This window comes from Nocardioides sp. Z30_9 (assembly GCF_058215735.1).
In genome coordinates this window covers 302,286-327,132 of record NZ_JBZAJF010000001.1, presented here as the reverse complement: position 1 = coordinate 327,132, position 24,847 = coordinate 302,286, and the positions used below count along the sequence as shown (strand labels likewise).

General features: G+C 71.3%; 26 protein-coding genes. 15 read left to right on the top strand and 11 right to left on the bottom strand.

Annotation, left to right across the window (positions count from 1 at the left end):
* Nucleotides 1–19 precede the first annotated feature (19 nt).
* A complete protein-coding gene (locus AC4BGB_RS01640) occupies nt 20–694 on the bottom strand; it encodes an alpha/beta hydrolase (protein ID WP_490544223.1) in 675 nt (224 codons plus the stop codon).
* A 125-nt stretch (nt 695–819) separates the two neighbouring features.
* Here AC4BGB_RS01640 and AC4BGB_RS01635 point away from each other — a divergent pair, with 125 nt between their 5' ends.
* Both AC4BGB_RS01635 and AC4BGB_RS01630 read left to right on the top strand, forming a co-directional pair.
* Nucleotides 820–1,545 (top strand): Clp protease N-terminal domain-containing protein, encoded by a 726-nt coding sequence (locus AC4BGB_RS01635; protein ID WP_490544222.1) that lies wholly within the window; start codon nt 820–822, stop codon nt 1,543–1,545.
* A 9-nt stretch (nt 1,546–1,554) separates the two neighbouring features.
* A complete protein-coding gene (locus tag AC4BGB_RS01630; protein WP_490544221.1) occupies nt 1,555–1,998 on the top strand; it encodes a DUF6314 family protein in 444 nt (147 codons plus the stop codon).
* On the opposite strand, the gene AC4BGB_RS01625 is transcribed toward AC4BGB_RS01630, so the two are convergent.
* Both AC4BGB_RS01625 and ypfJ read right to left on the bottom strand, forming a co-directional pair.
* Nucleotides 1,985–2,572, bottom strand: a complete 588-nt coding sequence (locus tag AC4BGB_RS01625) for a biotin transporter BioY (RefSeq protein WP_490544220.1) — start codon at nt 2,570–2,572, stop codon at nt 1,985–1,987. The genes AC4BGB_RS01630 and AC4BGB_RS01625 overlap by 14 nt on opposite strands.
* A gap of 100 nt (nt 2,573–2,672) precedes the next feature.
* On the bottom strand, nt 2,673–3,587 hold the full coding sequence (gene ypfJ / locus AC4BGB_RS01620; RefSeq protein ID WP_490544219.1) for a KPN_02809 family neutral zinc metallopeptidase: 915 nt from the start codon (nt 3,585–3,587) through the stop codon (nt 2,673–2,675).
* 115 nt (nt 3,588–3,702) lie between these two features.
* Here ypfJ and AC4BGB_RS01615 point away from each other — a divergent pair, with 115 nt between their 5' ends.
* The 4 genes from AC4BGB_RS01615 to AC4BGB_RS01600 are packed head-to-tail and all read left to right on the top strand — an operon-like array spanning nt 3,703 to nt 8,901.
* On the top strand, nt 3,703–5,301 hold the full coding sequence (locus tag AC4BGB_RS01615; protein WP_490544218.1) for an ABC-F family ATP-binding cassette domain-containing protein: 1,599 nt from the start codon (nt 3,703–3,705) through the stop codon (nt 5,299–5,301).
* A gap of 42 nt (nt 5,302–5,343) precedes the next feature.
* Nucleotides 5,344–6,135, top strand: a complete 792-nt coding sequence (locus AC4BGB_RS01610; RefSeq protein ID WP_490544217.1) for an enoyl-CoA hydratase/isomerase family protein — start codon at nt 5,344–5,346, stop codon at nt 6,133–6,135.
* Nucleotides 6,136–6,192: 57 nt separating this feature from the next.
* On the top strand, nt 6,193–8,136 hold the full coding sequence (locus tag AC4BGB_RS01605; protein WP_490544216.1) for an ABC transporter ATP-binding protein: 1,944 nt from the start codon (nt 6,193–6,195) through the stop codon (nt 8,134–8,136).
* Nucleotides 8,137–8,145: 9 nt separating this feature from the next.
* Nucleotides 8,146–8,901, top strand: a complete 756-nt coding sequence (locus AC4BGB_RS01600; protein WP_490544215.1) for an SDR family oxidoreductase — start codon at nt 8,146–8,148, stop codon at nt 8,899–8,901.
* Here the strand turns inward: AC4BGB_RS01600 and AC4BGB_RS01595 are convergent.
* Nucleotides 8,842–9,723, bottom strand: a complete 882-nt coding sequence (locus tag AC4BGB_RS01595) for an SURF1 family cytochrome oxidase biogenesis protein (protein WP_490546768.1) — start codon at nt 9,721–9,723, stop codon at nt 8,842–8,844. The two genes, AC4BGB_RS01600 and AC4BGB_RS01595, sit on opposite strands and share 60 nt — an antisense overlap.
* Nucleotides 9,724–9,790: 67 nt before the next feature.
* Between AC4BGB_RS01595 and moaA the strand changes: the two genes are divergently transcribed.
* Nucleotides 9,791–10,801: a GTP 3',8-cyclase MoaA gene (gene moaA, locus AC4BGB_RS01590; RefSeq protein WP_490544214.1), complete on the top strand. Its 1,011-nt coding sequence runs from the start codon at nt 9,791–9,793 to the stop codon at nt 10,799–10,801.
* Nucleotides 10,802–10,932: 131 nt separating this feature from the next.
* Here the strand turns inward: moaA and AC4BGB_RS01585 are convergent, their stop codons facing one another.
* The gene (locus AC4BGB_RS01585; RefSeq protein ID WP_490544213.1) at nt 10,933–11,139 is read right to left on the bottom strand and encodes an acetone carboxylase; all 207 of its coding nucleotides are present in this window, start codon (nt 11,137–11,139) and stop codon (nt 10,933–10,935) included.
* Nucleotides 11,136–11,432, bottom strand: coding sequence for a DUF3099 domain-containing protein (locus AC4BGB_RS01580; protein ID WP_490544212.1), 297 nt, complete (start codon nt 11,430–11,432; stop codon nt 11,136–11,138). Before AC4BGB_RS01580 ends, AC4BGB_RS01585 begins: the two co-directional genes overlap by 4 nt.
* 84 nt (nt 11,433–11,516) lie before the next feature.
* On the opposite strand from AC4BGB_RS01580, the gene AC4BGB_RS01575 reads away from it, so the two are divergent.
* The 3 genes from AC4BGB_RS01575 (at nt 11,517) to AC4BGB_RS01565 (ending at nt 14,762) form a co-directional block, all read left to right on the top strand.
* Nucleotides 11,517–11,729 (top strand): dodecin, encoded by a 213-nt coding sequence (locus tag AC4BGB_RS01575; protein WP_490544211.1) that lies wholly within the window; start codon nt 11,517–11,519, stop codon nt 11,727–11,729.
* 7 nt (nt 11,730–11,736) lie between these two features.
* Nucleotides 11,737–13,437 carry a Mur ligase family protein gene (locus tag AC4BGB_RS01570; RefSeq protein ID WP_490544210.1) on the top strand — a complete coding sequence of 567 codons (1,701 nt, stop codon included), beginning with the start codon at nt 11,737–11,739 and terminating at the stop codon, nt 13,435–13,437.
* Between the two features lie 125 nt (nt 13,438–13,562).
* Nucleotides 13,563–14,762 (top strand): NYN domain-containing protein, encoded by a 1,200-nt coding sequence (locus AC4BGB_RS01565; protein ID WP_490544209.1) that lies wholly within the window; start codon nt 13,563–13,565, stop codon nt 14,760–14,762.
* 13 nt (nt 14,763–14,775) lie between these two features.
* On the opposite strand, the gene cphA is transcribed toward AC4BGB_RS01565, so the two are convergent.
* Both cphA and AC4BGB_RS01555 read right to left on the bottom strand, forming a co-directional pair.
* On the bottom strand, nt 14,776–17,586 hold the full coding sequence (cphA, locus tag AC4BGB_RS01560) for a cyanophycin synthetase (protein ID WP_490544208.1): 2,811 nt from the start codon (nt 17,584–17,586) through the stop codon (nt 14,776–14,778).
* Complete coding sequence (locus AC4BGB_RS01555; RefSeq protein ID WP_490544207.1) at nt 17,583–18,551, bottom strand: cyanophycinase; 969 nt, start codon at nt 18,549–18,551, stop codon at nt 17,583–17,585. The genes cphA and AC4BGB_RS01555 overlap by 4 nt, the downstream gene beginning before the upstream one ends.
* 34 nt (nt 18,552–18,585) lie before the next feature.
* On the opposite strand from AC4BGB_RS01555, the gene AC4BGB_RS01550 reads away from it, so the two are divergent.
* Nucleotides 18,586–19,125 carry a SixA phosphatase family protein gene (locus tag AC4BGB_RS01550; protein WP_490544206.1) on the top strand — a complete coding sequence of 180 codons (540 nt, stop codon included), beginning with the start codon at nt 18,586–18,588 and terminating at the stop codon, nt 19,123–19,125.
* A gap of 9 nt (nt 19,126–19,134) precedes the next feature.
* Here the strand turns inward: AC4BGB_RS01550 and serB are convergent, their stop codons facing one another.
* Both serB and AC4BGB_RS01540 read right to left on the bottom strand, forming a co-directional pair.
* Nucleotides 19,135–20,361, bottom strand: coding sequence for a phosphoserine phosphatase SerB (serB, locus tag AC4BGB_RS01545; RefSeq protein ID WP_490544205.1), 1,227 nt, complete (start codon nt 20,359–20,361; stop codon nt 19,135–19,137).
* 33 nt (nt 20,362–20,394) lie between these two features.
* Nucleotides 20,395–21,096, bottom strand: coding sequence for an Rv1486c family protein (locus AC4BGB_RS01540; RefSeq protein ID WP_490544204.1), 702 nt, complete (start codon nt 21,094–21,096; stop codon nt 20,395–20,397).
* Between the two features lie 63 nt (nt 21,097–21,159).
* Here AC4BGB_RS01540 and AC4BGB_RS01535 point away from each other — a divergent pair, with 63 nt between their 5' ends.
* From AC4BGB_RS01535 to AC4BGB_RS01520, 4 genes are read left to right on the top strand one after another with little or no spacing between them, the layout of a single operon-like run.
* A complete protein-coding gene (locus AC4BGB_RS01535) occupies nt 21,160–21,945 on the top strand; it encodes an ABC transporter ATP-binding protein (protein WP_490544203.1) in 786 nt (261 codons plus the stop codon).
* Between the two features lie 30 nt (nt 21,946–21,975).
* The gene (locus tag AC4BGB_RS01530; RefSeq protein ID WP_490544202.1) at nt 21,976–22,437 is read left to right on the top strand and encodes an NfeD family protein; all 462 of its coding nucleotides are present in this window, start codon (nt 21,976–21,978) and stop codon (nt 22,435–22,437) included.
* A gap of 37 nt (nt 22,438–22,474) precedes the next feature.
* The gene (locus tag AC4BGB_RS01525) at nt 22,475–23,659 is read left to right on the top strand and encodes an SPFH domain-containing protein (RefSeq protein WP_490544201.1); all 1,185 of its coding nucleotides are present in this window, start codon (nt 22,475–22,477) and stop codon (nt 23,657–23,659) included.
* Nucleotides 23,656–24,423, top strand: a complete 768-nt coding sequence (locus AC4BGB_RS01520) for a sulfite exporter TauE/SafE family protein (RefSeq protein WP_490544200.1) — start codon at nt 23,656–23,658, stop codon at nt 24,421–24,423. Before AC4BGB_RS01525 ends, AC4BGB_RS01520 begins: the two co-directional genes overlap by 4 nt.
* 37 nt (nt 24,424–24,460) lie before the next feature.
* Here the strand turns inward: AC4BGB_RS01520 and AC4BGB_RS01515 are convergent, their stop codons facing one another.
* Complete coding sequence (locus AC4BGB_RS01515; protein ID WP_490544199.1) at nt 24,461–24,817, bottom strand: hypothetical protein; 357 nt, start codon at nt 24,815–24,817, stop codon at nt 24,461–24,463.
* Nucleotides 24,818–24,847: the final 30 nt, after the last annotated feature.

The following is a 24,847-nucleotide window of genomic DNA, read 5'->3' as shown; positions in this document are numbered from 1 at the left end:
CGGCCTCACGCAGGTGCTCTCACACGGTGACGCTGCGCTCGCCCGACAGCAGTGTGGCGACTGGGCCGTCGACCTCGGCGCCGAGCAGGGTGGCGGTGGCGAAGTCGGCGGCCGCCTTCTCGAAGACGTCCCGGTGACCCAGCATCGCGTGCTTGCCTCCGCTGACCCGCAGGAAGCCCACCGGCGCCGTACGGGCCAGCCGCTCGGCGAGCACCTCGGCGCGACGCGGGTCCGCGACCCGGTCCCGGGTGCCGTGCACGAACAGGGTGGGTCGCCCGTCCAGGTCGACCTGGTCGCTGACCTGCACCCACGGGTTCAGGGCGGCGACGCTGGTCACCCCGGGCTGGTCACCGGACAGCAGCGCGGCACGCCCGCCGAGGGAGTGCCCGACCAGGCAGGTCGGGAGTGGACCCCCGTGGCGCTCGGTCAGCTCCGCCAGAGCCCACCGCACGTCCTCCACCGGCGTGTGCCCGGTGTCCCAGCCACGCACGGAGTTCAGCAGGCGTACGACGGCCAGGCGGCCGCGTCCGGCCCGCGCGATCCGGTGCGCGATCGGGATCATCCGGACCACCGAGAGCTGGGTGGGGCTGACCGCGGTGGTCTCGCGCCGCGACGCACCTCCGTGCAGCACCAGGACGAGCCCCTCGGGGTCCCGCGGGAGGCGGGTGGTGATCAACCTGGCGGCGGTGTCCATGGTGCTCCTGTGCTCGGCGGTCGCGCTGAAACGGGCCAGTCGCGGCCCTGACGAGAACGTACCCACCACCAGAAAGCGTCAACGCAGGGTTGACGCACCTAGATCGTCAACCTAGGGTTGACGCCATGGCCCAGCCCACCCGCCCGATGCGACCGATCCGGCTAGACGACCTGATCGTCGCCATCAAGCAGACCAGCGAGGACCCGCTCGCGCAGCTCTCGGGCGCCGTGGAGGCAGGGGAGTACCTCGACGACGTCGCCGACCACCTGATCGGGCACTTCGTGGACCAGGCCCGCCGCGCGGGCGCCTCGTGGGCCGAGATCGGCAGGAGCATGGGGGTGACGAAGCAAGCCGTGCAGAAGCGGTTCGTGCCCAAGGAGCAGAACGACCTCGACGCCGAGCAGGGGTTCAACCGGTTCACCCCGCGTGCCCGCAACGCCGTGATGGCCGCGCACAACGAGGCCGTGGCGGCAGCCAGCGCCGAGATCACTCCGGGGCACCTGCTGCTCGGCCTGCTCTCGGAGCCGGAGAGCCTGGCCTGCCGGGCCCTCGAGGCGCTGGGGACCGCACCCGCCGCGGTTCGCGGGGCCGTCACCCTCCCGGCGGCGGCGGAGGACCCGCCGAGCCTGGTCCCCTACGACGCGGCCTCGCGCAAGGTGCTGGAGCTGACGTTCCGGGAGGCGCTGCGCCTGGGGCAGGACGCGGTGGGCACCGAGCACGTGCTGTTGGCCCTGCTGGAGCAGGAGGGCGACGGTGGACCCCTGGGCGGGCTCGGCGTCACCAAGGCCACGGTGGAGCCCGAGATCGTCCGGCTGCTCCGGGACGCCGGCGCCTCGTCCTCGACCGCCTAGTCTTCAATCATGGCGACCGGCTCCGACGTGCTCAGCGACCCGCTCAGCCTCACCGGCACCTGGCAGCTCTCCCGGGTCATCGACGACCGCCTGTCGGGCCAGGAGAGCAGCATCGACGGGGTGCTCACGCTCACCGCCGTGTCCCCGGACCGCGTCCGCTGGGTGGAGCGCGGCCACTGGCACCAGCCCGGCGGCGACGTCGAGGTGCACCGCCACCTCTGGGTGGTGCGGGACCCCGAGACCGCGGGCTGGTGGGTCAGGTTCGACGACGAGCGCGAGTTCCACCCCTGGTCGCCGGGGGAGCAGGTCACCCACCCGTGCGGGGCCGACACCTACCGCGGGGTCGTGGCCGGTACGCCGGAGCAGTGGACCGTGGCCTGGGACGTCACCGGCCCGGCCAAGGACTACCTGATGCGGACGACGCTGCGCCCGTCGGGGCTCAGCCCTTCCTGAACGCGTCCACGCCGCGCCAGACGGCGGGCAGGCAGCCGGCGGCCAGCAGGATCTTGAGGCCGTCGCCGAGCAGGTAGTTCTTCATCCCGATGTCCCAGGCGCCGACGATGCTCAGGTCGAGGTCGTACATCAGGTAGCCGAGGCCGAAGGCGTAGATCACCGCGTTGCCGAGCAGCATCGTGACGATGGTCTTCGCGACCGAGCGGTCACCGCCACGGCTGGCGAGCGCGCCGACCATCGCCGCCGCGAACACGTAGCCGACGATGTAGCCGAACGCCGGGAAGCCGAAGCCCGAGCCGGCCGCCGCGAACCACGGCATCCCGGCCATGCCGGCGACGAGGTAGAGCGCGAGGGAGGCCGCGCCACGCTGCCAGCCGAGGGCAGCGCCCACCGCGAGCACTGCGAAGGTGCCGCCGGTCACGGGGACCGGGGAGCCGGCCACCGGGATGACGACCTGGGCCGCGAGCCCGGTCAGCGCCGCACCCCCGACGACGAGGAGCACGTCGCGCACCCGGGCGCCGGGCACGAGGTCGGCGAGGACGAGCGGACGCTGCTGGTGCAGTGGGGCAGACATCGCAGAGCTGGACACGGGACGACCTCCGGGGCGACTGGTCAGGATTGCGGACATGTCTACCAGAGCAGTGACCTACCCCACGCAGCAAGGGGCTTGAGCATCACAACTTGTCGGTCGCGAAGGTGTCGCAGGCCTTGATCGTGCCCTTCTCCATCCCGCGGTTGAACCACTTCACGCGCTGCTCGGCGGAGCCGTGCGTGAACGAGTCGGTGTCCACCCGGCCGGAGGACCGCTGCTGGATCCTGTCGTCGCCCACGGCCTCCGCGGCGTCGATCGCGAGCCGGATGTCCTCCGGGGTGAGGTCGGAGATGATCGGCTGCCCCGAGCTGTCCTCGGTCTCCTGGGCACCCGCGGCCCACATGCCGGCGAGGCAGTCGGCCATCAGTTCGACCCGGACCGCGTCGCTCCTCGGCCCCTTCTGGGTGCGGATCCTGCCCAGGAACCCGAGCTGGTCCTCGACGTGGTGGCCGTACTCGTGGGCGATCACGTAGCCGATCGCGAACGGGCCTCCCCGAGCGCCCAGCTCGCCCTCGAGCATGTCGTCGAAGAAGCTGTCGTCGAGGTAGACCAGGCTGTCGTTGGGGCAGTAGAACGGCCCCATCTGCGAGCTCGCCTGGCCGCAGCCGGAGCTGGTGGACCCCTCGAACCGCACGGTCTGGACGACGTCGTACTCGCCGCCGACCTGCTCGGGGTAGGTCTTCTTCCAGAAGTCCTGGACCGAGTTGGTGAACAGGTCGATCGCGCAGGCGTCCGAGGCGTTGGCGTCCGCGCCGGTGCGGCACTCCTCGGCGCTGGTGGTCTCCCCGTCGCCGGAGCTCCCGCCGAGGAGGTCGACACCCGCGAACTGGCTGACGACCACGAACAGGATCACCACCACGACCGTGCCCAGGCCGATCCTGCCGCCACCACCGCCCCCGCCGGGGAGCGGCAACCGCATCCCGCCACGGCCCGCGCCACCGCCGCCGCGGGTCTGGATCTGGCTCCGGTCGATCCTGGCCCTGGGGTTGAAGCGCATGCGTGTCCCTTTCACCAGTACCGGGCTCGTAGACTAGTCACCGGGTGCCCTGACGCGCCCCCATCGGCCATGCCCATCGCGAGGCGGCGCCGCCACACTCTTTCGAAAGTCTGTCTTGATCACTGTTTCAAAGCTCGAGGTCCGTGCCGGTGCCCGCCTCCTGATGGATGACGTCTCCTTCCGGATCGCTGCGGGGGACCGGATCGGCCTCGTGGGCCGCAACGGCGCCGGCAAGACCACGCTGACCAAGATCCTCGCCGGTGAGGCTGCTCCGGCCGGCGGCACGGTCACCACCTCCGGCGACATCGGGTACCTGCCCCAGGACCCGCGCATCGGGGATCCCGAGGTGCTCTCCCGGGACCGGATCCTGTCCGCACGCGGGCTCGACACCGTCGTACGCCGCCTGCGGGAGGCCGAGGCCGAGATGGGCAGCGACGACCCGAACGTCCGCGACCGGGGGATGCGCCGTTACGAGAAGGCCGAGGCAGCCCTGCACGCCGCGGGCGGGTACTCCGCCGAGGCGGAGGCAGCCCAGATCGCCTCCTCGATCGGCATCGCCGACCGGTTGATGGGTCAGCCCCTGGGCACCCTCTCCGGTGGACAGCGCCGCCGGGTCGAGCTGGCCCGGATCCTGTTCTCCGGGGCCGAGACCCTGCTGCTCGACGAGCCCACCAACCACCTCGACGCCGACTCCATCGGGTGGCTGCGCGAGTTCCTGCGCAACCACAAGGGCGGCCTCGTGGTGATCTCCCACGACGTGGGCCTGCTCGAGGCGTGCGTGAACCGGGTGCTGCACCTCGACGCCAACCGCGCGGTGGTCGACATCTACAACATCGGCTGGAAGGCCTACCTGGCCCAACGGGAGACCGACGAGAAGCGCCGCAAGCGCGAGCGCATCAACGCCGAGACCAAGGCCAAGACGCTGACCGACCAGGCCAACAAGATGCGCGCCAAGGCCACCAAGGCCCAGGCGGCGCAGTCGATGCTCAAGCGCGCCGAGAAGCTGATGGCCGGCATCGAGGGGGAGCGCAAGGCCGACAAGGTCGCCCGGATCAAGTTCCCGGCGCCTGCCGCGTGCGGGAAGACCCCGCTGACCGCGACCGAGCTCTCCAAGTCCTACGGGTCGCTGGAGGTGTTCACCGACGTGGACCTGGCCATCGACAAGGGCAGCCGCGTCGTGATCCTCGGGCTCAACGGCGCCGGCAAGACCACGCTGCTGCGGATCCTGGCCGGCGTGGACGAGCCGGACACGGGCCGGGTCGTGCCCGGGCACGGGCTCAAGATCGGCTACTACGCCCAGGAGCACGAGACCCTGGACACCTCGCGCACCGTGCTGCAGAACCTGCACGCGTCCGCCCCGCAGCTCCAGGACGCCGAGGCGCGTTCGGTGCTGGGCTCGTTCCTGTTCTCCGGCGACGACGCCAACAAGTCGGCCGCGGTGCTCTCCGGCGGGGAGAAGACCAGGCTCGCACTGGCGATCCTGGTGGTCTCCAGCGCCAACGTGCTGCTGCTCGACGAGCCCACGAACAACCTGGACCCGGCCTCCCGCGAGGAGGTGCTCGCCGCGATCCGCGAGTACGCCGGCGCGATCGTGCTGGTGACCCACGACGAGGGCGCCGTACACGCGCTGGAGCCCGACCGGGTGCTGATCCTCCCCGACGGCGTCGAGGACCTCTGGACCCCCGACTACGCGGACCTCGTGACCCTGGCCTGACCCGGGCCTGTGACCGCCGGGTCCTGACCTAGAGTGCGCCACATGGCACTTCCTTCTGAGGCAGACCTCCGGGCCGCCGGCCTCCGCGTCGAGACCAGCGGAGCGACCCTGACGATCACGCTCGACAAGCCGGAGCGGCGCAACAGCCAGACCCCGCGGATGTGGCACGCGCTCGCCGCGATCGGGGAGGACCTGCCCGAGGACGTCCGCGTGGTCGTCGTACGCGGCGAGGGCGACTGCTTCTCCGCCGGCATCGACACCCGCCTGTTCGGCCCCGAGGGCGTCGAGGGCGAGGACTCGGTCTTCGAGCTGATGCAGCGCAGCGACCAGGACGTGCTGGACGCCATCGAGGGCTACCAGCGCGGCTTCGTCTGGCTCTCGGACCCCCGGATCGTCTCGGTGGCCGCGGTGCACGGCTACGCGATCGGTGCGGGCTTCCAGCTGGCGCTGGCCTGCGACCTGCGGGTGGTGGCCGACGACGTGAAGCTCTGCATGAAGGAGCCCGCGCTGGGCCTGGTCCCCGACCTCGCGGGAACAAAACCGCTGGTGGACCTTGTTGGCTACTCGCGGGCGCTGGAGATCTGCGCCACCGCGCGGTACGTCGAGGCAGGGGAGGCCCAGCACCTGGGGCTCGCCACCGCGGTCGTGCCACGGACCGAGCTCGACGCGACCACGTCGGACCTGGTCGGGGCCCTGCTCGCCACGAACACCGGAGCAGTCCGGGAGACGAAGGCGCTGCTGATCGGCGCCGGCGAGCGGGACCTGGAGGAGCAACGTCGCGCGGAGCGTGAAGCACAGCTTCGCAGGTTCCGCGAGCTTGTCAGCGGAGCCTGAGACGCTCAGGAGAGTCGGCCGGGCTCCCACCCGCCGACTGAGAAGGAGGGAGCGCAGATGAGCTCCATGCATCCCGGAATGCTGATGCGATCGATGCGGCGCGACCCCTCGGTCGTCGAGCAGAAGCTGACCCGCGACACCGTACGACGGGTGGTCGGGTTCGCCGTACCCCACAAGAAGCTGATCGCGGGCTTCCTGTTCTTCGTGGTGCTCGACGCCGGCCTCGTGGTCGTGAACCCGCTGCTGATCAAGCATCTGCTCGACGACGGTGTCCTCGCCAAGGACGCCAGCGTCGTTCTCTGGCTGGCCCTGGCGATGGGGGTGGTCTCGATCGTGACGGCGATCCTCGGGGTCGGGTCCGGCTTCCTGTCCTCCCGCATCGGCGAGAGCCTGATCTTCGACCTGCGCACGCAGGTCTTCGCCCACGTGCAGCGACTGTCCCTGGCGTTCTTCACGCGCACCCAGACCGGCGCCCTGGTCTCACGGCTGAACAACGACGTCATCGGCGCCCAGCGGGCCTTCACCTCGACCCTGTCCAGCACCGTGTCCAACTCGATCAGCGTGGTGGTCGTCGGGATCACCATGTTCTTCCTGAGCTGGCAGGTCACCTTGGCCTGCCTGGCGCTGTTCCCGCTGCTGCTGCTCGCCTCCCGCTGGGTCGGGCGCCAGATCAGCGGGCTCACCCGCCAGCAGATGGACGGCAACGCCGACCTGGGCAACATGATGACCGAACGCTTCCACGTGGGCGGAGCCCTGCTGCTCAAGCTGTTCGGCCGCCGTGACGAGGAGGACGCGAAGTACGCCGAGAAGGCAGGCGTGGTGCGCGACCTGGGGGTCCGGATCTCCCTGATCACCCGGATCTTCATGGCGATCATGACGCTGATCCCGGCACTGGCCATCGCGCTGGTCTACGGCATCGGCGGCACGCTCGCCGTCAACGGCGCGCTCACCATCGGGACGCTGACCGCTCTCGCCACCTTGCTGCTGCGCCTGCTCGGCCCGATGCAGGGGCTCTCCAACGTGCGCGTCGACGTGATGACCGCCCTGGTCAGCTTCGACCGCGTCTTCGAGGTGCTCGACCTGCCCTCGACCGTGGTGGAGAAGCCCGACGCCAAGCCGCTCACCCCTGGTGCGGCTCGGGTCGAGTTCGACCACGTCGATTTCACCTACCCGCGCGGCGACGAGGTGTCGCTGGCGTCCCTGGAGACGGTGTCGCGGGCGGAGGGACGCGACAACACCGAGGTGCTGCACGACGTCACCTTCACCGCCGAACCCGGGCAGATGGTCGCACTGGTCGGGCCGTCCGGCGCGGGGAAGACCACGATCACCCACCTGGTCGCCCGGCTCTACGACGTCTCCGGGGGAGCGGTACGGGTGGGCGGCGAGGACGTCCGCGAGGTCACCCTGCAGTCCCTGGAGGACGCGGTGGGCTACGTGACCCAGGACGCGCACATGTTCCACGACACCATCGGGGAGAACCTCCTGTACGCCGCTCCCGGTGCCACCGAGGAGCAGATCTGGGCCGCCCTGGAGTCGGCGCGGGTCGCAGCGCTGGTGCGCTCGCTGCCCGACGGCCTCGACACCGTGGTCGGCGACCGCGGCTACCGCCTCTCTGGCGGCGAGCGGCAGCGCCTGGCGATCGCCCGGTTGCTGCTGAAGGCGCCCGACATCGTGGTGCTCGACGAGGCGACTGCCCACCTCGACTCCGAGTCGGAGTACGCCGTGCAGCGGGCACTGGACGAGGCGCTCGAGGGGCGCACGTCCCTGGTGATCGCGCACCGCCTCTCCACGGTCCGCAATGCCGACATGATCCTGGTGATCGACGACGGACGCATCGTCCAGCGCGGCACCCACACCGAGCTGCTCGCCGAGGGGGGTCTGTACGCCGACCTCTACCGGACCCAGTTCATCGAGGACGCCACCGTCGACGTCGAGGGGAGCCGGCGCGCGACCGGGGCGGGAGGAGTGGACGGGGTGACCCGTCCCGAGCGGGTTGGCTAGGTTGTCGCCATGGACCTCGGACTCTCCCAGCACGTCTACCTCGTCACCGGCGGGAGCCGCGGCCTCGGCCGGGCCACCGTCGACCTCCTCGTAGCCGAGGGCGCTCGCGTGGTGATCTCGGGCCGCAGCGAGGAGTCCCTCTCCGCCGCGGCCGCCGAGCTGGGTGAGAACGTGGTCACCGTGGTCGCCGACAACGCCGACCCCGGGGCCGCACAGCGCCTGGTCGACGCCGCCCTGTCCACCTGGGGCCGCCTGGACGGAGCTCTGGTCTCGGTCGGTGGCCCGCCGACCGGCACCGTGATGGACACCCCCGACGAGGCCTGGACGGCGAGCTTCGAGTCGGTGTTCCTGGGCGGGCTCCGGGTCGCCCGTGCGGTCGCCTCCGCCATCGAGGGGCCGGGGTCGATCGCGTTCGTGCTGTCGAGCTCCGTGCGGGCGCCGCTGCCCAACCTCGCGATCTCCAACGGCCTGCGTCCCGGGCTGGCCATGGTCGCCAAGAACCTCGCCGACGAGCTCGGGCCGGAGGGCATCCGGGTCAACGGCCTGCTGCCGGGCCGGGTGGGCACCGAGCGGCTCGAGGAGCTCGACGCCTCCACCGGGGACGCCGAGGCCGCTCGGGCCAAGGCCATCGCCACGATCCCGCTGGGCCGCTACGGAGAACCCGCGGAGTTCGCGGCCGCAGCCGCCTTCCTGCTCAGCCCGGCGTCATCCTTCATCACCGGGACGATGCTCCCCGTGGACGGCGGCATGCTCCGCGCCCTCTGAACCCGGGCTCCCCGGCCTCTGGTTGCCTGACTTCGGGTTGCCTGGCTGCTTGTTGCCCGGATCCGGGTCCGGGCCTGCGGCAGCCGCGGCCTCTGCGTCCGCCCGCCGGGTCCGGGCCTGGCGGAACTCGTCCCAGGCCAGGTAGCAGAAGCCGAAGATCGCCAGCGCTCCGAAGAACCACCACTGCAGTCCGTAGAAGAAGTGCGGGCCGTTGCTGGTGTCGTCGGGCAGCTCGGTCAGCTTGAGCTCGTCCGGGGGAGTCGGGCTCTCCGCCGCCAGGTCCAGGAAGCCCTGGTAGAGCGGGTAGGGCAGCTCCTCGGCGATCACGACCGAGGACACCGCACGCGTCGACATGTCGTCGACCTTGGTGGCGTTCCCGGTCGCGTCCCGGCGTACCCATCCGGTGACTGTGACCTGCCCCTCGGCCGCGGCGGGGAGGTCTGGGCGGGCGCCGCCGGAGTTGTCGGTGGCCATCCACCCACGGTCAACCAGGACGGCGTCGCCGCTGTCGGTGACCAGCGGGGTGATCACGTCGACGCCGGCGCCCTTGTCGCGGGTCTGGTACTTCAGCACGATCGTGTTCTCGTCGTCCCAGGTGCCGTGCGCGGTGACGCGGCGCCACTCCTGGTCGGGCGCGGGCTGCCGGTCCGTGGAGAGCACGTCCTGGATCGGGACCGGCGGCTCGGACAGGTTGGTGGAGACGATGTCGTTGTCGCGCTTGCGGTCCTCGAGGCGATGGAACTGCCACTGGCCCAGCTCCACGGCTCCCCATGCCAGGAGCCCGACCGTCAGTGCGAACAGCCCCCATCGCCGGCTCAACATGAATCTCACGTCCGCGACAGTAGTTCGTCACCGGTGACCCCCCTTGACGTGGCCCTAGACTGGCTCAGTGAGCAATTCCACACGTGATCTCGGACTGGTCGACAGCTACGGACGTGTCGCCGCGGATCTGCGTGTCTCGCTCACCGACCGGTGCAACCTGCGCTGCAACTACTGCATGCCGGCCGAGGGGCTGGAGTGGCTGCCGACCGAGGAGACGTTGACCGACGACGAGGTCGTCCGGCTGGTCCGGATCGGTGTGGAGAGCCTCGGCATCCGCGAGGTGCGGTTCACCGGCGGCGAGCCGCTGCTGCGCCGCGGCCTGCCCGACATCGTGGCCCGTACCAAGGCGCTCTCCCCGTCGCCGGAGGTCTCCCTGACCACCAACGCGCTCGGCCTCTCGCGCACCGCCGGGGCGCTCGCTGCGGCGGGTCTGGACCGCGTCAACGTCAGCCTGGACACCGTTCGCCGCGACGTCTTCCACGAGATCACCCGCCGTGACCGCCTCCACGACGTGCTGGAGGGCCTCGCAGCCGCCCAGCGGGCCGGACTCGGGCCGGTCAAGGTGAACGCCGTGCTGTTGCGCGGGGTCAACGACCGGTACGCCGCCGAGCTGCTCCGCTTCTGCCTCGAGCACGACTACCAGCTCCGGATCATCGAGCAGATGCCCCTCGACGCCCAGCACGGCTGGTCGAGGGAGGCGATGGTGACCGCGGAGGAGATCTTCGCCGCGCTGGAGTCCGAGTTCGAGCTGACCCCCGACCCCGAGCACCGCGGCAGCGCGCCCGCCGAGACCTTCCTGGTCGACGGCGGCCCCGCGAAGGTCGGGGTGATCGCCTCGGTGACCCGGCCGTTCTGCGGCGACTGCGACCGCGTCCGCCTCACCGCCGACGGCCAGGTCCGCAACTGCCTGTTCGCCCGCGAGGAGTCCGACCTGCGCAAGGCGCTCCGGGGCACCGCCAGCGACGCCGAGATCGCCGACCAGTGGCGCCTGGCGATGATGACCAAGCGCCCCGGCCACGGCATCGACGACCAGTCCTTCCTCCAGCCCACCCGCTCGATGTCCGCCATCGGAGGCTGAGCGAAGCGAAGCCTCCGAAAATGGCGGAGGTCGAGGAGCGTCGTCTGCACCGGAGCCCGCGACGGCACAGCGACGCGTCACGAGACCGCGGTGAGGAGCGAGCGAGGCCAAGCCACGGCTGGCGAGGCCCCCTACCCGGCTTCGTGCGGGGCGACCTCGCGGAGGAACTTCCGCGCGGAGAGGAAGTCGGAGAGGCTCTGGCGGTGGTCGTCGCAGGCGAGCCACACCTTGCGGCGGTCGGGGGTGTGCAGCTTGGGGTTGTTCCAGCGCAGCTCGTTCGTCGCGGGCGTCTGGCAGCCCTTGGCCGAGCAGATCGCCGGCCCCTGGTCGTCGCTCATTGCAGCTCCCGGTGGGTGTCTTGCGGGCCGACGAGGTCGGCTCCCTCGACGCGCTGGGTCGCGGTGTTCGCCACCACCACGGCGATGTAGGGAAGGATGAACGCGCCGGCGACCAGCACCCACCGGAACCAGTTGTCGCCGACGACCACGGCGCCCAGGAAGCACAGGGTCCGCACCGCCATCGAGAACATGTAGCGGCGCCGGCGAAGGTCGATGTCGTCGTGCCTGCTGGTCGCGGCCGTGGTGATCCGAACCGCCTCGGGCTCGCGTCGTGCCCTGCCTCCTGCTGCCACGTCCACCAGCCTACGTCGCGAGTACGGCAGCCCCGACCCGACGTGACATTCTGGGGCCCCACACCACCGAGCACAGGAGCGCCGATGTCCAACCGCACCTACCGCATCACCGAGATCGTCGGGACCTCTCCCGAGGGGATCGACCAGGCCGTCCGCAACGGCGTCGAGCGGGCCGCGCGCACCCTGCGTCACGTGGACTGGTTCGAGATCACCCAGGTCCGTGGTGCGGTCGTCGACGGCCAGGTCGAGCATTTCCAGGTCGGGCTCAAGGTCGGGTTCCGCCTCGAGGACGACTGACCCACCCGTGTCGTCGCTGGTCGAGCTGAGGGTCCTCGAAGGGCCCAACCTCTACTTCCCCCGTGCCGCCGTCAAGCTCACCCTGGACGTCACGTCCCTGGCGAAGGCGCCCGAGGAGGAGGTCCGCAGGCTGGCCCAGCGGCTCGGCATCGCCTCGATCCGGCCCGGGGTACCGCTGAGCGGGTTCCGCCAGCGGTCCCTGACCCGGTTGCTGGTCAAGCTGGTACGCCGGATCGCGGCCGAGGCGGGCACGACCCGGCTCGGCGTACGCGTCCGTCCGACGGCGCAGCCGGAGCTGATCGTGGTTGCCTACCCCTGGCGTGACCGCAACCGCGCCCAGGCGCTGGGGGAGGCGGTCGCCTCGGTCCTCGACGACCTCGGCACCGCCGAGGTGGGCGTGCTGGTCGAGCGTGCCGCCGAGCACGTCTCCTCGGTGGACCGCGGACCCGCGCCCACGACGATCCGGCCGCGCGTCCCGGTGGTCGCGGTGACCGGCACCAACGGGAAGACCACCACCTCGCGGATGATCGCCCACGTCGCCAGGCAGGCCGGTCACCACGTCGGGTGGTCCAACACCGACGGGATCTACCTCGACGGCCGGCTCGTGGAGGCCGGCGACTACTCCGGGCCCTCGGGCGCCGGCCGGGTGCTGGCGTTTCCGGGCGTGGACTTCGCGGTGACCGAGACCGCGCGCGGCGGCGTGCTGCTCAAGGGGATCGGGGTGGCCAGCAACGACGTCTCCGTGGTCACGAACGTCACCGCGGACCACCTCGGGCTCCAGGGCATCGACACCGTGGACCAGCTGGCCGAGGTGAAGAGCGTGGTCCCCCGGATCACCAAGAGGTCCGGGTGGGCGGTCCTCAACGCCGACGACCCCCGCGTCCTGGCCATGCGCAGCGTGACCCCTGCCCGCCCCTGGGTGTTCACCCGCGACCCCGACTCGCCGGCCCTGCGCGAGGTCCTGGCCCAGGGAGGACGGGCCACCACCGTCATCGACGGCTGGATCACCGTGCTCGAGGGCAACCGCGCCGACCCCCTCGTGGAGGTCGTGGACGTGCCGATGACCCTGAGCGGCCTCTCCCGGTTCAACGTCGAGAACGCGCTCGCCGCGGCCTCGGCGTCGCTCGCGGCCGGCATCCCCGCCGGCCACGTCGCGGCCGGGCTGCGCTCCTTCCTCCCCGACGCCGAGCACAACCCGGGCCGGATGAACTTCTTCACCCTGCCCACCCCGGCAGGGGAGGTCACCGTGGTGATGGACCTGGCCCACAACGAGGCCGGGCTGGAGGCGATGATCGAGATCATGCGCGGCGTACGCGCCCCCGGGCGGCGCCTGCTGCTGGGGCTGGGCGCCGTGGGCGACCGCCAGGACGTCCTGCTCGAGATGCTCGGGGAGATCGCCGCCCGGGACGCGGACGTGGTGGCCATCGGGCACAAGGAGAAGTACCTGCGCGACCGCACCGTCGGGGAGCTCGACGCGCTGCTCCGCGCCGGGGCGGCCCGGGTCGGCGTCACGGAGATCGAGTCCTACCCGACCGAGCTGGCCTCCCTGGAGGCTCTCGTGGCGCAGGCGGAGCCCGGCGACGTGGTGGGACTGATGTGCCACGCCGAACGCCAGGAGGTCTACGACTGGCTCGCCGGGAACGGCGCCACCCCCGACTCTTCCGAGCAGCTGCGGGACAAGGTGCTGCGGGCCGCCGAGCGGGGCTGAGTCCCCGCCGCGACCGCGATCAGGCATGCTGGCCCATGGACGGGGTCATCTCCTGGTCCGGCCCCCACGCGGCCGCCTGTTCGACCGAGACCCCGCCACACCCCCACCAGGGAGAGGGACTAACCATGAGCGACGACAACAGTCGGCTCGCAGTACTCATCGACGCCGACAACATCTCGGCGAAGGTCGCGAAGGACATCTTCGAGGAGCTGGCCAGCTACGGCACGCTGACCGTGAAGCGGGCGTACGGCGACTGGACGACCAGCCAGCTCAACGGCTGGAAGGACCAGCTGCACGCCTACGCCATCGCCCCGATGCAGCAGTTCGCCTACACCGTCGGCAAGAACTCGACCGACTCCGCGCTGATCATCGATGCGATGGACCTGCTCTACGCCGGACACCTGGACGGGTTCGTGATCGTCTCCAGCGACAGCGACTTCACCCGGCTGGCCACCCGGCTGCGGGAGTCGGGGATGAAGGTCTACGGCGTCGGCGCCAAGAAGACGCCGCGCGCCTTCCGTGACGCGTGCGACAAGTTCACCTTCCTCGAGGTGCTGCGCGCCGACAACAACGAGGCCGACGCCCCGACGGCAGTCTCCACGTTGACCGAGGACGAGACGACCGCCCCCGAGCCGGTGCGCGAGGCCAAGGGCGGCAACCTGCAGAGCATGCTGACCAAGGCGCTGAACAAGATGGCCGGGGAGGACGACTGGGCAGCGCTCGGGTCGCTGGGCAGCCACCTGAACCGCACCGACCCGTCCTTCGACCCGCGCACCTACGGCTTCGCCAAGCTCAGCGACCTCGTCAAGGACCAGCCCTTCCTGGAGACCAGGTCGGTCGAGAGCGACTCGGGCCGCGCGCAGCTGTGGGTGCGGCTCAAGCGCCGCGGCGGCAGCGGCAGCGCCCCGAAGAAGGCCGCGGCGAGGTCACCCCGCAAGGCGAAGGACGAGCCGGCTCCCCAGGCGGACGAGCCGACCCCGGTCAAGGCACCCGCGCCCGAGCAGTCACCCGAGCGGGCGCTTGAACCGGCACCTGAGAAGGCTGCCGAGCAGGCACCTGAGCCAGTTGCTGAGCAGGCACCTGACCCAGTTGCCGAGCAGGCACCTGAGAGGGCCGTCCGGAAGAGGACCATCCGGACCACCCGGAAGACTGCCGCGAAGGCGCCCGAGGAGCCTGCCGAGAAGCCCGCCGAGAAGCCCGCTCAGAAGACTGCTGAGCCCGCGTCGCGAGACCGCGACGAGGAGCCGGTGAAGAAGGCTCCTGCGCGCCGGCGTACCACCCGGAAGGTCTCCGCGACGAACGCACAGGCCCCGGTAGAGCCCTAGGCCGGGACGCTGCTCAGGCCTCCGGCGGCGGCGTGTAGTCAGGATCAGCGACCCGGCTGGCGTCACCGCCTGAGGTGGCGCCGGCCTGGGCGTGCGGGGACCAGTTCTCCAGCTCGGCCATCACCTCGCCGTGCTTGTCCACGCACACGATCAGCAGGTCACCGCGGTTGGCGCGACTCATCGCGTGCCGGACTGCCTCGATCTCGTCGACGATCACCTCCAGCTGCTTGCACCGGACCCCCTCGTCCATGGCGGTGCGCACGCCCTCGGCCACCAGCGCCGCGGTCTCGCCGCGAGCGCGTCCCCGCAGCGCCTCGTCCTCACGCACGACGACCACGTCGAAGTGGTGGGCGGCGATCTGGCCGAGCTCCCGCATGTCCTCGTCGCGCCGGTCACCCGCGGTGGCGATCACGCCGATCCGCGAGGGCTTGCCCAGCTCGCTTCCCGAGTCGAGGCTGTCACCGAGCCGGTCCACGAAGTCGCCCAGCATCTTCATGCCCGGCGCGTTGTGGCAGTAGTCGATGATCACGTTGACGCCGTTGACCTCGATCTCGTTGAGACGACCGGGGGAGAGGTAGTAGCTGGTCGAGAAGGTCCGCAGCCCTTGGCGGATGTCGTGCAGGGGAGCGCCGGCCGCGAAGGCCGCAGCGGCGGCCGCGAGCGCGTTCTGCACGTTCATCCGGGCACGCCCCGAGAACGTGGAGGGCAGCAGGTGTGTGAACGCGAGCTGCATGTCGCGCCCTCCGTGGCGTACGACGATCATCTCGCCGCGCTCGGTGGCGTGCAGCACCAGCGCCTTGCCACCGCGACGGCAGTGGGCATCGATCAGGTCGCGCTCCTCCGACCCGGGCGCGGCCATGGAGAACCACACCACCTGGCCCGAGCAGCGGCGCCGCATCTCCCGCACCAGCGGGTCGTCGGCGTTGAGCACGGCGTGCCCGTCGCGCGGCACGGCCTCCACGAGGACTGCCTTCACGTCGGCGAGCTGCTCGACGGTGTCGATGCCGCGCAGGCCGAGGTGGTCGGGCTGCACGTTGAGCACCACGGCGACGTCGTTGCGCTCGTAGCCCAGGCCCTCGCGCAGGATGCCGCCGCGGGCCACCTCGAAGACCGCGAAGTCCACGCGCGGGTTCTGCAGCACCATCCGGGCGCTGCGTGGCCCGGACGCGTCCGCGCGGATCACCAGGCGCTCGTCGATGACGACGCCGTCGGTCGAGGTCATCCCGACCTTGCGGCCCATGCCCTTGAAGATGTGGCTGATCATCCGGCTGGTCGTGGTCTTGCCGTTGGTGCCGGTGACGGCCACGATCGGGATCCGGCTGGGCGCACCGGGCGGGAACAGCATGTCCACGACGGGCTTGGCGATGAACTGCGGCTCGCCGATCGTCGGGTGGGTGTGCATCCGGAAGCCGGGCGCGGCGTTGACCTCGCAGATCGCCCCACCGGTCTCGCGCACGGGCTGGGTGATGTCGGGGCAGATGAAGTCGATGCCGGCGATGTCGAGCCCGATCATCCGGGCCGCCTCCTCGGCGATCTCGGCGTTCTCCGGGTGCGCCTCCAGGGTGCGGTCGATCGAGATGCCGCCGGTGGACATGTTCCCGGTGAGGGCCAGCTTCACCATCTCGCCCAGCTCGGGCACCGAGGACAGGGTGTGCCCCTGGCTGGCGAGCACCTCCTCGGCCACGGGGTCGATCCGGATCCGGGTGAGGATCTTCTCGTGGCCGACGCCGCGCCTCGGGTCGGCGTTGGTGTCGTCGACGAGCTGCTGCACGGTGCGGTCGCCGTCACCGATGACGTGCGCGGGGACGCGCTCGGCGATCGCGGCGACCTTGCCGTCGATGATCAGGCACCGGTAGTCCTTGCCGGTGATGAACGACTCCACGACCACGGTGCCGCCGCGGGACTGGGCCTTCGCGATGTCGAAGGCCTCCCGGACGGCGTCGTCGTCGTCGAGGTTCAGGCACACCCCGCGGCCGTGGTTGCCGTCGATCGGTTTGACCACGACCGGGAAGCCGATCCGCCGGGCCATCGCGACCGCCCGGTCCGCCGTACGCACCGATTCCTGCTTGGGCACCGGCAGCCCGGCCGCACTGAGCAGGCGGGTGGTGAGGTCCTTGTCCGAGGCGATGTCGACCGCGATCGAGCTGGTCTCGGAGGTCATCGTCGCGCGGATGCGCTTGGCGTGCACCCCCTGGCCGAGCTGCACCAGCGAGTGCTTGTTCAGCCGCAGCCACGGGATGTCGCGGGAGACGGCCTCGTCCAGGATGGCCTGCGTGGACGGGCCGAACGCCGTACGCTGCGCGCGCAGGATGAACGCGTCCAGCTCGTCGGCGAAGTCGAGGTCGGGGTCGGCCTCGACGAGGTGGTTGACCAGGCGTACGGCGAGCCGGCCCGCCTCGAGGCCGACCTGCTCGTCGACGTAGCCGAAGATGATGTTGTAGTGCCCGCGCTTGCCCTTGACCTGCCGGGTCTTCCCGCGGCGGATGTCGTGGCCCACGATCTGCTGGAGCGCCAGGGCGGCGTGCTCGGCGACGTGACCGAGCCAGGTGCCCTCGTTGAGCCGCTCCACGAAGCCACCGCGCCGCCCGCGTGAGCAGGAGTGCTCGCGCAGGCCGGGGAGCGCCTCGAGGAGGTGGGCGGTGAACCCGGGGATCGTGTTCGTCGGGTAGTCCTCGAGCACGCCGAGGTCGACCACGAGGTGGATCGCCTTGTCGTAGGACCAGACGTTGGCGCCGCGGTAGACGCGGGTCTCGAGGATCGCGAGGTCGGCGGTCGGCCGGCCTCCGGAGCCCCGGACGCCCGCTCGGTCGTTCGTGTCGGTCACTGGGTGGCTCCTCTGCTTCGTCGGGCGATGCGGCGGCGCAGGACCTGGGGCCCGATGTCACCGGCCGCGATGTCACGGGCCATCTTGCGCAGGTCGCTGTTGGCGCCGGCGAGCTCGTCGGCCTCGTCGGGGTCCGCGGGTGGCCGGGAGGACAGCAGCACCCTGGCCTGCAGGTCGAACACGGCGCCCGCGGGCAGCACGTGCAGCGCCACCCCGGAGGCCAGGATCGGCCGGTGCTCGTGCGCCTCGTGGGCGTTGGTGACCATGTGGGTGCCGTCCATCAGGGTCACCGACCCGCGGCCCACGACCCTGAGCACCTGGGTTTCCTCGGTGGTGCTGATGATCGCGGCGGTGTCCTCGTCGACGCCCATCCCGAGCAGCTGCGGGCTCTGCGAGACGATCATCAGCAGCCGGCCGTAGCGGTTGCGCTGGGCGAAGTGCTGGTCGATCACGCAGTTCGGCACCAGCCCGAGACCGGCCGCGACCTGGGTCATCCGCTGCTTGGGGGTCGAGCCCCCGGGCCCGAAGGCCACCATGTGCGAGGACTGGATGCTGGCGCCGGCGGAGGTGCCGGCCACGGTGACCCCGCGGTGCCGTGCGTCGACGATCGCCTGCCCGAACGGGGTGCCGGAGATCACCGTGGAGAGCTTGAGCTGGTTGCCCCCGGTCATGAAGATGCCGGTCGCGCGGTCCAGCTCGGCCACCAGCGCCGGGTCGCCGGCCTGGGCCCGGCTCTCCGGGCGCACGGCGTACACCTCGGCGGCACCGAGCCGCTCGAACAGCGCGGCGTACACCTCGATGATCTCGGGTCCCAGCGAGGAGGCCGTCGGGATCACCGCGATCCGGGCCTTCGCACCGCCCGCCCGCTCCACGAACTCCCTGAGCACCGTGCGCTTGCCGAGCTTGTCCTCGGCCCCTCCGATGACGAGCAGGTCGCCTTCGCCGTTCTCGGGATCCCGTGGCATGACAGGAAGCCTAAGGGGTCCTAGAGTGGCCTCGGTGAGCCCGTCTTCTCCCGATTCTGCTGCGGTGCCACGCAGGTTGCTCCTGGTGATGCGACACGGCAAGGCGGAGAGTTTCGCCGAGGACGACCACGGGCGTCGGCTCACCGACCGGGGGTGGGCCGAGGCCCTCGCCGCAGGTCGCTGGCTGGCCCGCCACGACCTGGTGCCCACCCACGCGTTCGTGTCCTCGGCCACCCGCACCCAGCAGACCTGGAACGCCGTGGTGACCGGCTCCGGGACGCAGGCCCGGGCCAGCGTCGAGGACGCCGTCTACTCGGCCGACACCGAGGGCGCGCTGGAGGTGCTCCGCGGTGCGCCCGCGGACGCAGAGGTGGTGCTCTACGTCGGGCACAACCCCACCGTGGCCTCGCTCGGCCACCTGCTCGACGACGGGACCCCCGACGCCGAGGCGTTCCGCGCGCTCAGCGACGGCTTCTCGCCCGCCTCGCTCGCGGTGCTGGAGATCTCCGTGCCCTGGGCCGACCTCGAGCTGGCCACCGGCCACCTGGTGGCGTTCCACCCCGGTGGCGGCTGAGCCCAGGGCTCAGATCAGCGGTTCGGGGGTGGTGATCCCGGCCTCGGCGTCCGCGGCCACGATCTCCTCGCGGCTGATCCCGAGCAGGTAGAGCACGGCATCCATGTAGGGGACGTTCACCGCTGCGTGCGCGGCCTCCTGCACGACGGGCTTGGCGTTGAAGGCGATCCCGAGCCCGGCCGCGTTCAGCATGTCGAGGTCGTTGGCGCCGTCCCCGATCGCGATGGTGGCACTGACTGGTACGCCGCACTCGGCCGCGAACCGCCTCAGCGCGGAGGCCTTGCCGGCGCGGTCGACGATGTCGCCGACGACGTGTCCGGTGAGCTTGCCGTCGACGATCTCGAGCTCGTTCGCCATGGCGAAGTCGATCCCGAGGTCGGCCGCGAGCCGGTCGGTGAGCTGGCTGAACCCGCCGCTGACGATGGCGAACCGGTAGCCGAGCCGCTTGAGCACCCGCACGGTGGTCCGGGCGCCGGGGGAGAGCACCAGCGCGTCGTAGACCTTGTCGAGGACGTCGGCGTCGAGGCCGGCGAGCAGGTCGACGCGCTCGCGCAGGCTCTGCGCGAAGTCGAGCTCACCGCGCATCGCCCGCTCGGTGATGCCGGCCACCTCGGCCTCGCAGCCGGCGTACGCCGCCAGCATCTCGATGACCTCTCCCTGGATCAGGGTGGAGTCGACGTCCATCACGATCAGCCGCATGCCGCGACGGAGCAGGTTCGCGGCCTGGACGGCGATGTCGACGCGCTGGACCGCGGCCTCGCGGGCCAGGATGTCGCGCAGCCGCTCGGGGTCGACGCCGGAGACGTGCAGGTCGATGGCCGTGATCGGGTAGCGCGCCATCCGCTCGATCCGGTCGATGTTGGCCCCGGTGTCGGCGATCCGGCCCGCGATGGCGGCCATCGCCTGGGACTTCAGGGGGGTGCCGAGCACGGTGACGTGGCTGCGTCCCCGCGGGCGGGGCCGGTTGTCACCGGTGCCCCGGTCGACGTCGAGGGTCATCCCCAGGTCGGCCGCGACCTGCTCCATCGCGCTGCGCAGGGACTTCCAGTCCCGGGGCGCGCTCACCAGCACGCCCAGGATCAGCCGGCCGCGCAGCACGATCTGCTCGATGTCGATCACCTCGACCCCGAACCCGGCCAGGGTGTCGAAGACCAGGGACGTCACGCCCGGACGGTCCTTGCCGGTCAGGGTGATCAGCAGCGTCCGCGGCAGGTCGCGGGTCTTGTCCTCCGGCACGGGACGAGGTTAACCGGGCGCGGTCCCGCCGGCTCAGCCGGTCCGCGAGGAGCAGGCGCCCACCAGGGCGCGCCTCGCTGCTCGGTCGAGGTCGTCGAGCGCGGCCCGCCTCCGGTCCATCTCGTACGCCGACACGGCCCCTCCCGGGTCCCGGCGGGCCAGGGCGACGATGTCGAGGCAGAGCACCGCCCGCTCCGTCGTCTCGAGCCGCCGGGCGTCGTACCCCGGAGGCAGCGGCAGCGGGGCCCGGTGGCGCAGGTTGAGCAGCAGGTCCGGGATGTCGGGCTGCCACGACGCCACGTCGAGGTCCACCAGCCGCTGCGTGGCTTCCGCGAGGGTGATCCGGAGCTCGGAGGCGGTCTCCCGCTCGTCGACCCACGGCGCCGGGTTCGCGGGATGGGCGTGCCAGACCACCACTCGGGCGTCCTCCACCGGGACCAGCCCCACCGAGCCCGCGACCACGGCCTCGCCGGCGTCCAGCGCCGCGAGGTTGAACGCAGCCGGGCCGCCCAGCCCCAGCGGGTCCCCGGAAGCGGGCAGGGCGAGCGAGACGCGCCCGGACAGGGCCGCCGGCAGCTCGTGCAGGTCCAGGTCCCCACGCTCGGGCAGTCCGGTGACGAGGTGCCGCGGGGCGTCGCCGCGCACGGCGTCGGCCAGGTCGTCGGGACCCGCACGGCCTTCCTGCACGGCATCGAGCCAGGTGCACAGCACGGCCGACATCGGCAGAGCACTCATCTGGGCAGCCTAGGCGCACCCGGCCCGATGACCCTCAGCACCTGTCGCGCTAGGTTGGCGGCCGTGAACGCCGTACTCGAGCTCGCATCCGTCACCGTCAGGCGCGGGCAGGCCACCCTGCTCGACAACGTCGACTGGGCGGTCGAGGAGGACGAACGCTGGGTGATCCTGGGACCGAACGGTGCCGGCAAGACCACCCTGATGCAGATCTGCTCGGCCCAGATCCACCCGACGTCCGGGGTCGCCGGCATCCTGGGCGAGGTCGTCGGAACGGTCGACGTCTTCGAGCTGCGCCCCCGCATCGGCTGGACCAGCGCCGCGGTCGCCGAGCGCATCCCGCGGCACGAGATCGTCCGAGACGTGGTGGTCTCGGCCTCCTACGGGGTGGTCGGTCGCTGGCGCGAGCACTACGACGAGCTCGACCACGACCGGGCCCGTGAGCTGCTGGTCGAGGTGGGCGCCGCGCCGCTGCTCGACCGCACCTTCGGGACCCTGAGCGAGGGCGAGCGCAAGCGGGTGCAGATCGCGCGGGCGCTGATGACCGACCCCGAGCTGCTCATCCTCGACGAGCCCGCGGCCGGGCTCGACCTCGGCGGCCGTGAGGACCTCGTCGCGACCCTCTCCCGGCTGGCCCTGGACGAGGACGCCCCGGCGACCATCCTGGTCTCCCACCACGTCGAGGAGATCCCCCCGGGCTTCACGCACGCGCTGATGCTGCGCGAGGGCCGGGTCGTGGCCGCGGGGCCGCTGCCCGAGGTGATGACCGAGCAGGTGCTGAGCGATACCTTCGGGATGCGGCTCAGGCTGCGCGAGGAGGACGATCGCTACACGGCGCGCCGGGTGGTCTGAGCGTTGCGGGCGGTTGGGTAGGGTCCACGCATGGACTGGCTTCGGGACCACATGTGGGAGAGCTGGCTGGCGCTTGCGGTTCTGCTCGGTGTGCTCGAGCTGGTCAGCCTCGACCTGTTCCTGGTGATGCTGGCCGGTGGAGCCCTCGTCGGATCCGTCACCGCGCTGCTCGGCGGGCCGATCCCGCTGCAGATCGTGTTCGCGATGATCTCGGCGGTGGGGCTCCTGGGCGTCATCCGCCCGGGCGTCGTACGCCGCCTGCACAGCGGGCCCGACCTGAAGACCGGCGCCGAGGCGCTGATCGGCAAGCGGGCGACCGTGCTGCGCGAGCTGACCCACACCACCCCGGGGCGGGTGAAGATCGAGGGCGAGGAGTGGACCGCGCTGCCCTACGACGAGGACGACCGGATCGAGCCCGGCGAGCTCGTCGACGTGGTACAGATCAAGGGCGCGACGGCCTACGTGCTGCGTGTCCAGAGCCTCGGGTCATGACGACCCGAGCACACGGAAGAAAGTAGGGGGTCCCGCAATGGGTTCGGCAATCCTCATCTTGTTCGCACTGTTCCTGGTCTTCGTGGTCCTGGTGCTGGCGAAGACGATCCGGATCGTCCCGCAGGCGCGGGCCGGGATCGTGGAGCGGTTCGGCAAGTACAAGAACACGCTCTCGCCAGGCCTCAACGTGGTCACCCCCTTCGTGGACCGGGTGCGCTACGTGATCGACATGCGCGAGCAGGTCGTCTCGTTCCCGCCCCAGCCGGTGATCACCGAGGACAACCTGGTGGTCTCCATCGACACCGTCATCTACTTCCAGGTCACCGACCCGGTCTCGGCGACCTACGAGATCGCCAACTACATCTCGGCCGTCGAGCAGCTCACGATGACCACCCTGCGCAACATCGTCGGCGGCATGACGCTGGAGCAGACCCTGACCTCCCGCGAGGAGATCAACCGCGGACTCTCCGGGGTGCTCGACGAGGCCACCGGCCGCTGGGGCATCCGTGTCGGCCGGGTGGAGATCAAGGGGATCGACCCGCCGCCCTCCATCAAGGACTCGATGGAGAAGCAGATGCGCGCGGACCGCGACAAGCGTGCCGTCATCCTCACCGCCGAGGGGCAGCGACAGTCCTCCATCCTCACCGCGGAGGGCAACAAGCAGGCCGCCATCCTCAACGCCGAGGGCGACCGCGAGGCGCTGATCCTGCGCGCCCAGGCCAACCGGGAGGCCGCGATCCTCAAGGCCCAGGGTGAGGGGCAGGCCATCCAGACGGTCTTCCAGGCCATCCACGACGGACAGCCCGACCAGGCGCTGCTGGCCTACCAGTACCTCCAGATGATGCCCAAGATCGCGGAGGGCTCGGCCAACAAGGTCTGGGTGGTGCCCTCGGAGATCACCAAGGCGCTCGAGGGCCTGGGCTCCGCCGTGCACCAGGCGGCCGGGATCCCGCAGAAGGTCGACGGCCCGCGCAAGCGCGTGGAGGTGCCGGTCATCGAGCCGGAAACCGACTCCGACGCCTCGCTCTCCAGCGCGCACGCCGAGGTGCAGAAGGCGATCGCTGCCGCGGAGGGGGCTGCCCGTTCCGCGAGCGGCACGCCGACATCGGGCGGGGCACCCGCCGCACCGTCGGTGCCGCAGGACACCAATCCCGTGGAGCCGCCGACGCCGTCCCTGACGGACCCGGGTGATCCCACAGGAGAGGCGCCCACCGCCAGGTGAGCCCCGTGGAGGTGGTCGCCATCCTGCTCGCAGGGGTGGCGGCCGGAACGATCAACACCGTGGTGGGGTCGGGAACGCTGATCACGTTCCCGACCCTGCTGGCGTTCGGGATCCCCCCGGTGACGGCCAACGTGTCCAACACCGTCGGCCTCGCGCCGGGCTCGCTCTCGGGTGCGATCGGCTATCGGGCCGAGCTCGCCGGGCAGCGGTCCCGGCTGTTCTGGCTGGGCAGCGCCTCACTGGTGGGCGGAGTCGCGGGCGCCGTACTGCTCCTGGTGCTGCCGTCGGCGGCCTTCGACACGATCGTGCCGGTGCTGATCCTCCTCGGCTGCGTCCTGGTCATCCTCGGGCCCCGCATCTCCCGGCGCGTCGCCCAGCGGGCCGCGGGGCACGGCGGGGTGCCCGACCGCGGACTGTGGTGGGTGTGGCCGGCCGTCGCGCTCGCCGGCGTCTACGGCGGCTACTTCGGCGCCGCCCAGGGCGTGCTGCTGATGGCGATCCTCGGGATCGGCGTAGTCGACTCGATGCAGCGCCACAACGCCACCAAGAACGTGCTTGCCCTGCTGGTCAACGGAATCGCGGCCGTGATCTTCGCCTTCGTCGCCGACGTGGACTGGTCCGTGGCCGGCCTGCTGGCCCTCGGCTCGATCGTGGGCGGCCAGATCGGCGCCACCGTCGGCCGCAGGCTCCCCGCAAACGTGCTGCGCGCCATCATCGTGGTGGTCGGGCTCGTCGCGGTGGTGGCGTTCGTCTTCCCGCTCTGAGCTGCTCGTAACGCGGATCGAACGAAGGCCGGCTGGCTCACTCCTCCTGGAGGGCGAGCGCACCGTTCGCGACGGCGCCGGCGGCGACCAGGGCGAGAGCGACCCCGGCCTTCTTCGTGACGGCTCCGCTGGCGGCGGCGGTGATCCCGGTGAACACGTCGGCGGCGTCGATGGCGACGCCCACCTGCACCAGCCGGCGCCGGGCTGCGCCCGTCGAGGCGAGGGTGAGGCCGCCGAGGGCGATCTCGCGGGAGGCGAACATGCGGGTCATGTAGGGCAGGGACCGGTTCGCGGCGCCGTCGAGCATCAGGGCCTTGGCGGCCAGCGAGGGGGAGACGAGGGCGACTGTGCCCAGGGCGATGCGGCCGAGTGCCAGGCCGGTGATGGGATCCATGGCGGTGAGGGTAGCGGTGCGCGGGCGACC

Excerpts from the sequence above, each read along its gene's own strand:
- AC4BGB_RS01640 (WP_490544223.1), bottom strand. The coding sequence starts at position 694 with ATGGACACCGCCGCCAGGTTGATCACCACCCGCCTCCCGCGGGACCCC.
- AC4BGB_RS01635 (WP_490544222.1), top strand. The coding sequence starts at position 820 with ATGGCCCAGCCCACCCGCCCGATGCGACCGATCCGGCTAGACGACCTG.
- AC4BGB_RS01630 (WP_490544221.1), top strand. The coding sequence starts at position 1,555 with ATGGCGACCGGCTCCGACGTGCTCAGCGACCCGCTCAGCCTCACCGGC.
- AC4BGB_RS01625 (WP_490544220.1), bottom strand. The coding sequence starts at position 2,572 with ATGTCTGCCCCACTGCACCAGCAGCGTCCGCTCGTCCTCGCCGACCTC.
- ypfJ (WP_490544219.1), bottom strand. The coding sequence starts at position 3,587 with ATGCGCTTCAACCCCAGGGCCAGGATCGACCGGAGCCAGATCCAGACC.
- AC4BGB_RS01610 (WP_490544217.1), top strand. The coding sequence starts at position 5,344 with ATGGCACTTCCTTCTGAGGCAGACCTCCGGGCCGCCGGCCTCCGCGTC.
- AC4BGB_RS01605 (WP_490544216.1), top strand. The coding sequence starts at position 6,193 with ATGAGCTCCATGCATCCCGGAATGCTGATGCGATCGATGCGGCGCGAC.
- AC4BGB_RS01600 (WP_490544215.1), top strand. The coding sequence starts at position 8,146 with ATGGACCTCGGACTCTCCCAGCACGTCTACCTCGTCACCGGCGGGAGC.
- AC4BGB_RS01595 (WP_490546768.1), bottom strand. The coding sequence starts at position 9,723 with ATGTTGAGCCGGCGATGGGGGCTGTTCGCACTGACGGTCGGGCTCCTG.
- AC4BGB_RS01585 (WP_490544213.1), bottom strand. The coding sequence starts at position 11,139 with ATGAGCGACGACCAGGGGCCGGCGATCTGCTCGGCCAAGGGCTGCCAG.
- AC4BGB_RS01575 (WP_490544211.1), top strand. The coding sequence starts at position 11,517 with ATGTCCAACCGCACCTACCGCATCACCGAGATCGTCGGGACCTCTCCC.
- AC4BGB_RS01565 (WP_490544209.1), top strand. The coding sequence starts at position 13,563 with ATGAGCGACGACAACAGTCGGCTCGCAGTACTCATCGACGCCGACAAC.
- AC4BGB_RS01555 (WP_490544207.1), bottom strand. The coding sequence starts at position 18,551 with ATGCCACGGGATCCCGAGAACGGCGAAGGCGACCTGCTCGTCATCGGA.
- AC4BGB_RS01540 (WP_490544204.1), bottom strand. The coding sequence starts at position 21,096 with ATGAGTGCTCTGCCGATGTCGGCCGTGCTGTGCACCTGGCTCGATGCC.
- AC4BGB_RS01530 (WP_490544202.1), top strand. The coding sequence starts at position 21,976 with ATGGACTGGCTTCGGGACCACATGTGGGAGAGCTGGCTGGCGCTTGCG.
- AC4BGB_RS01525 (WP_490544201.1), top strand. The coding sequence starts at position 22,475 with ATGGGTTCGGCAATCCTCATCTTGTTCGCACTGTTCCTGGTCTTCGTG.
- AC4BGB_RS01515 (WP_490544199.1), bottom strand. The coding sequence starts at position 24,817 with ATGGATCCCATCACCGGCCTGGCACTCGGCCGCATCGCCCTGGGCACA.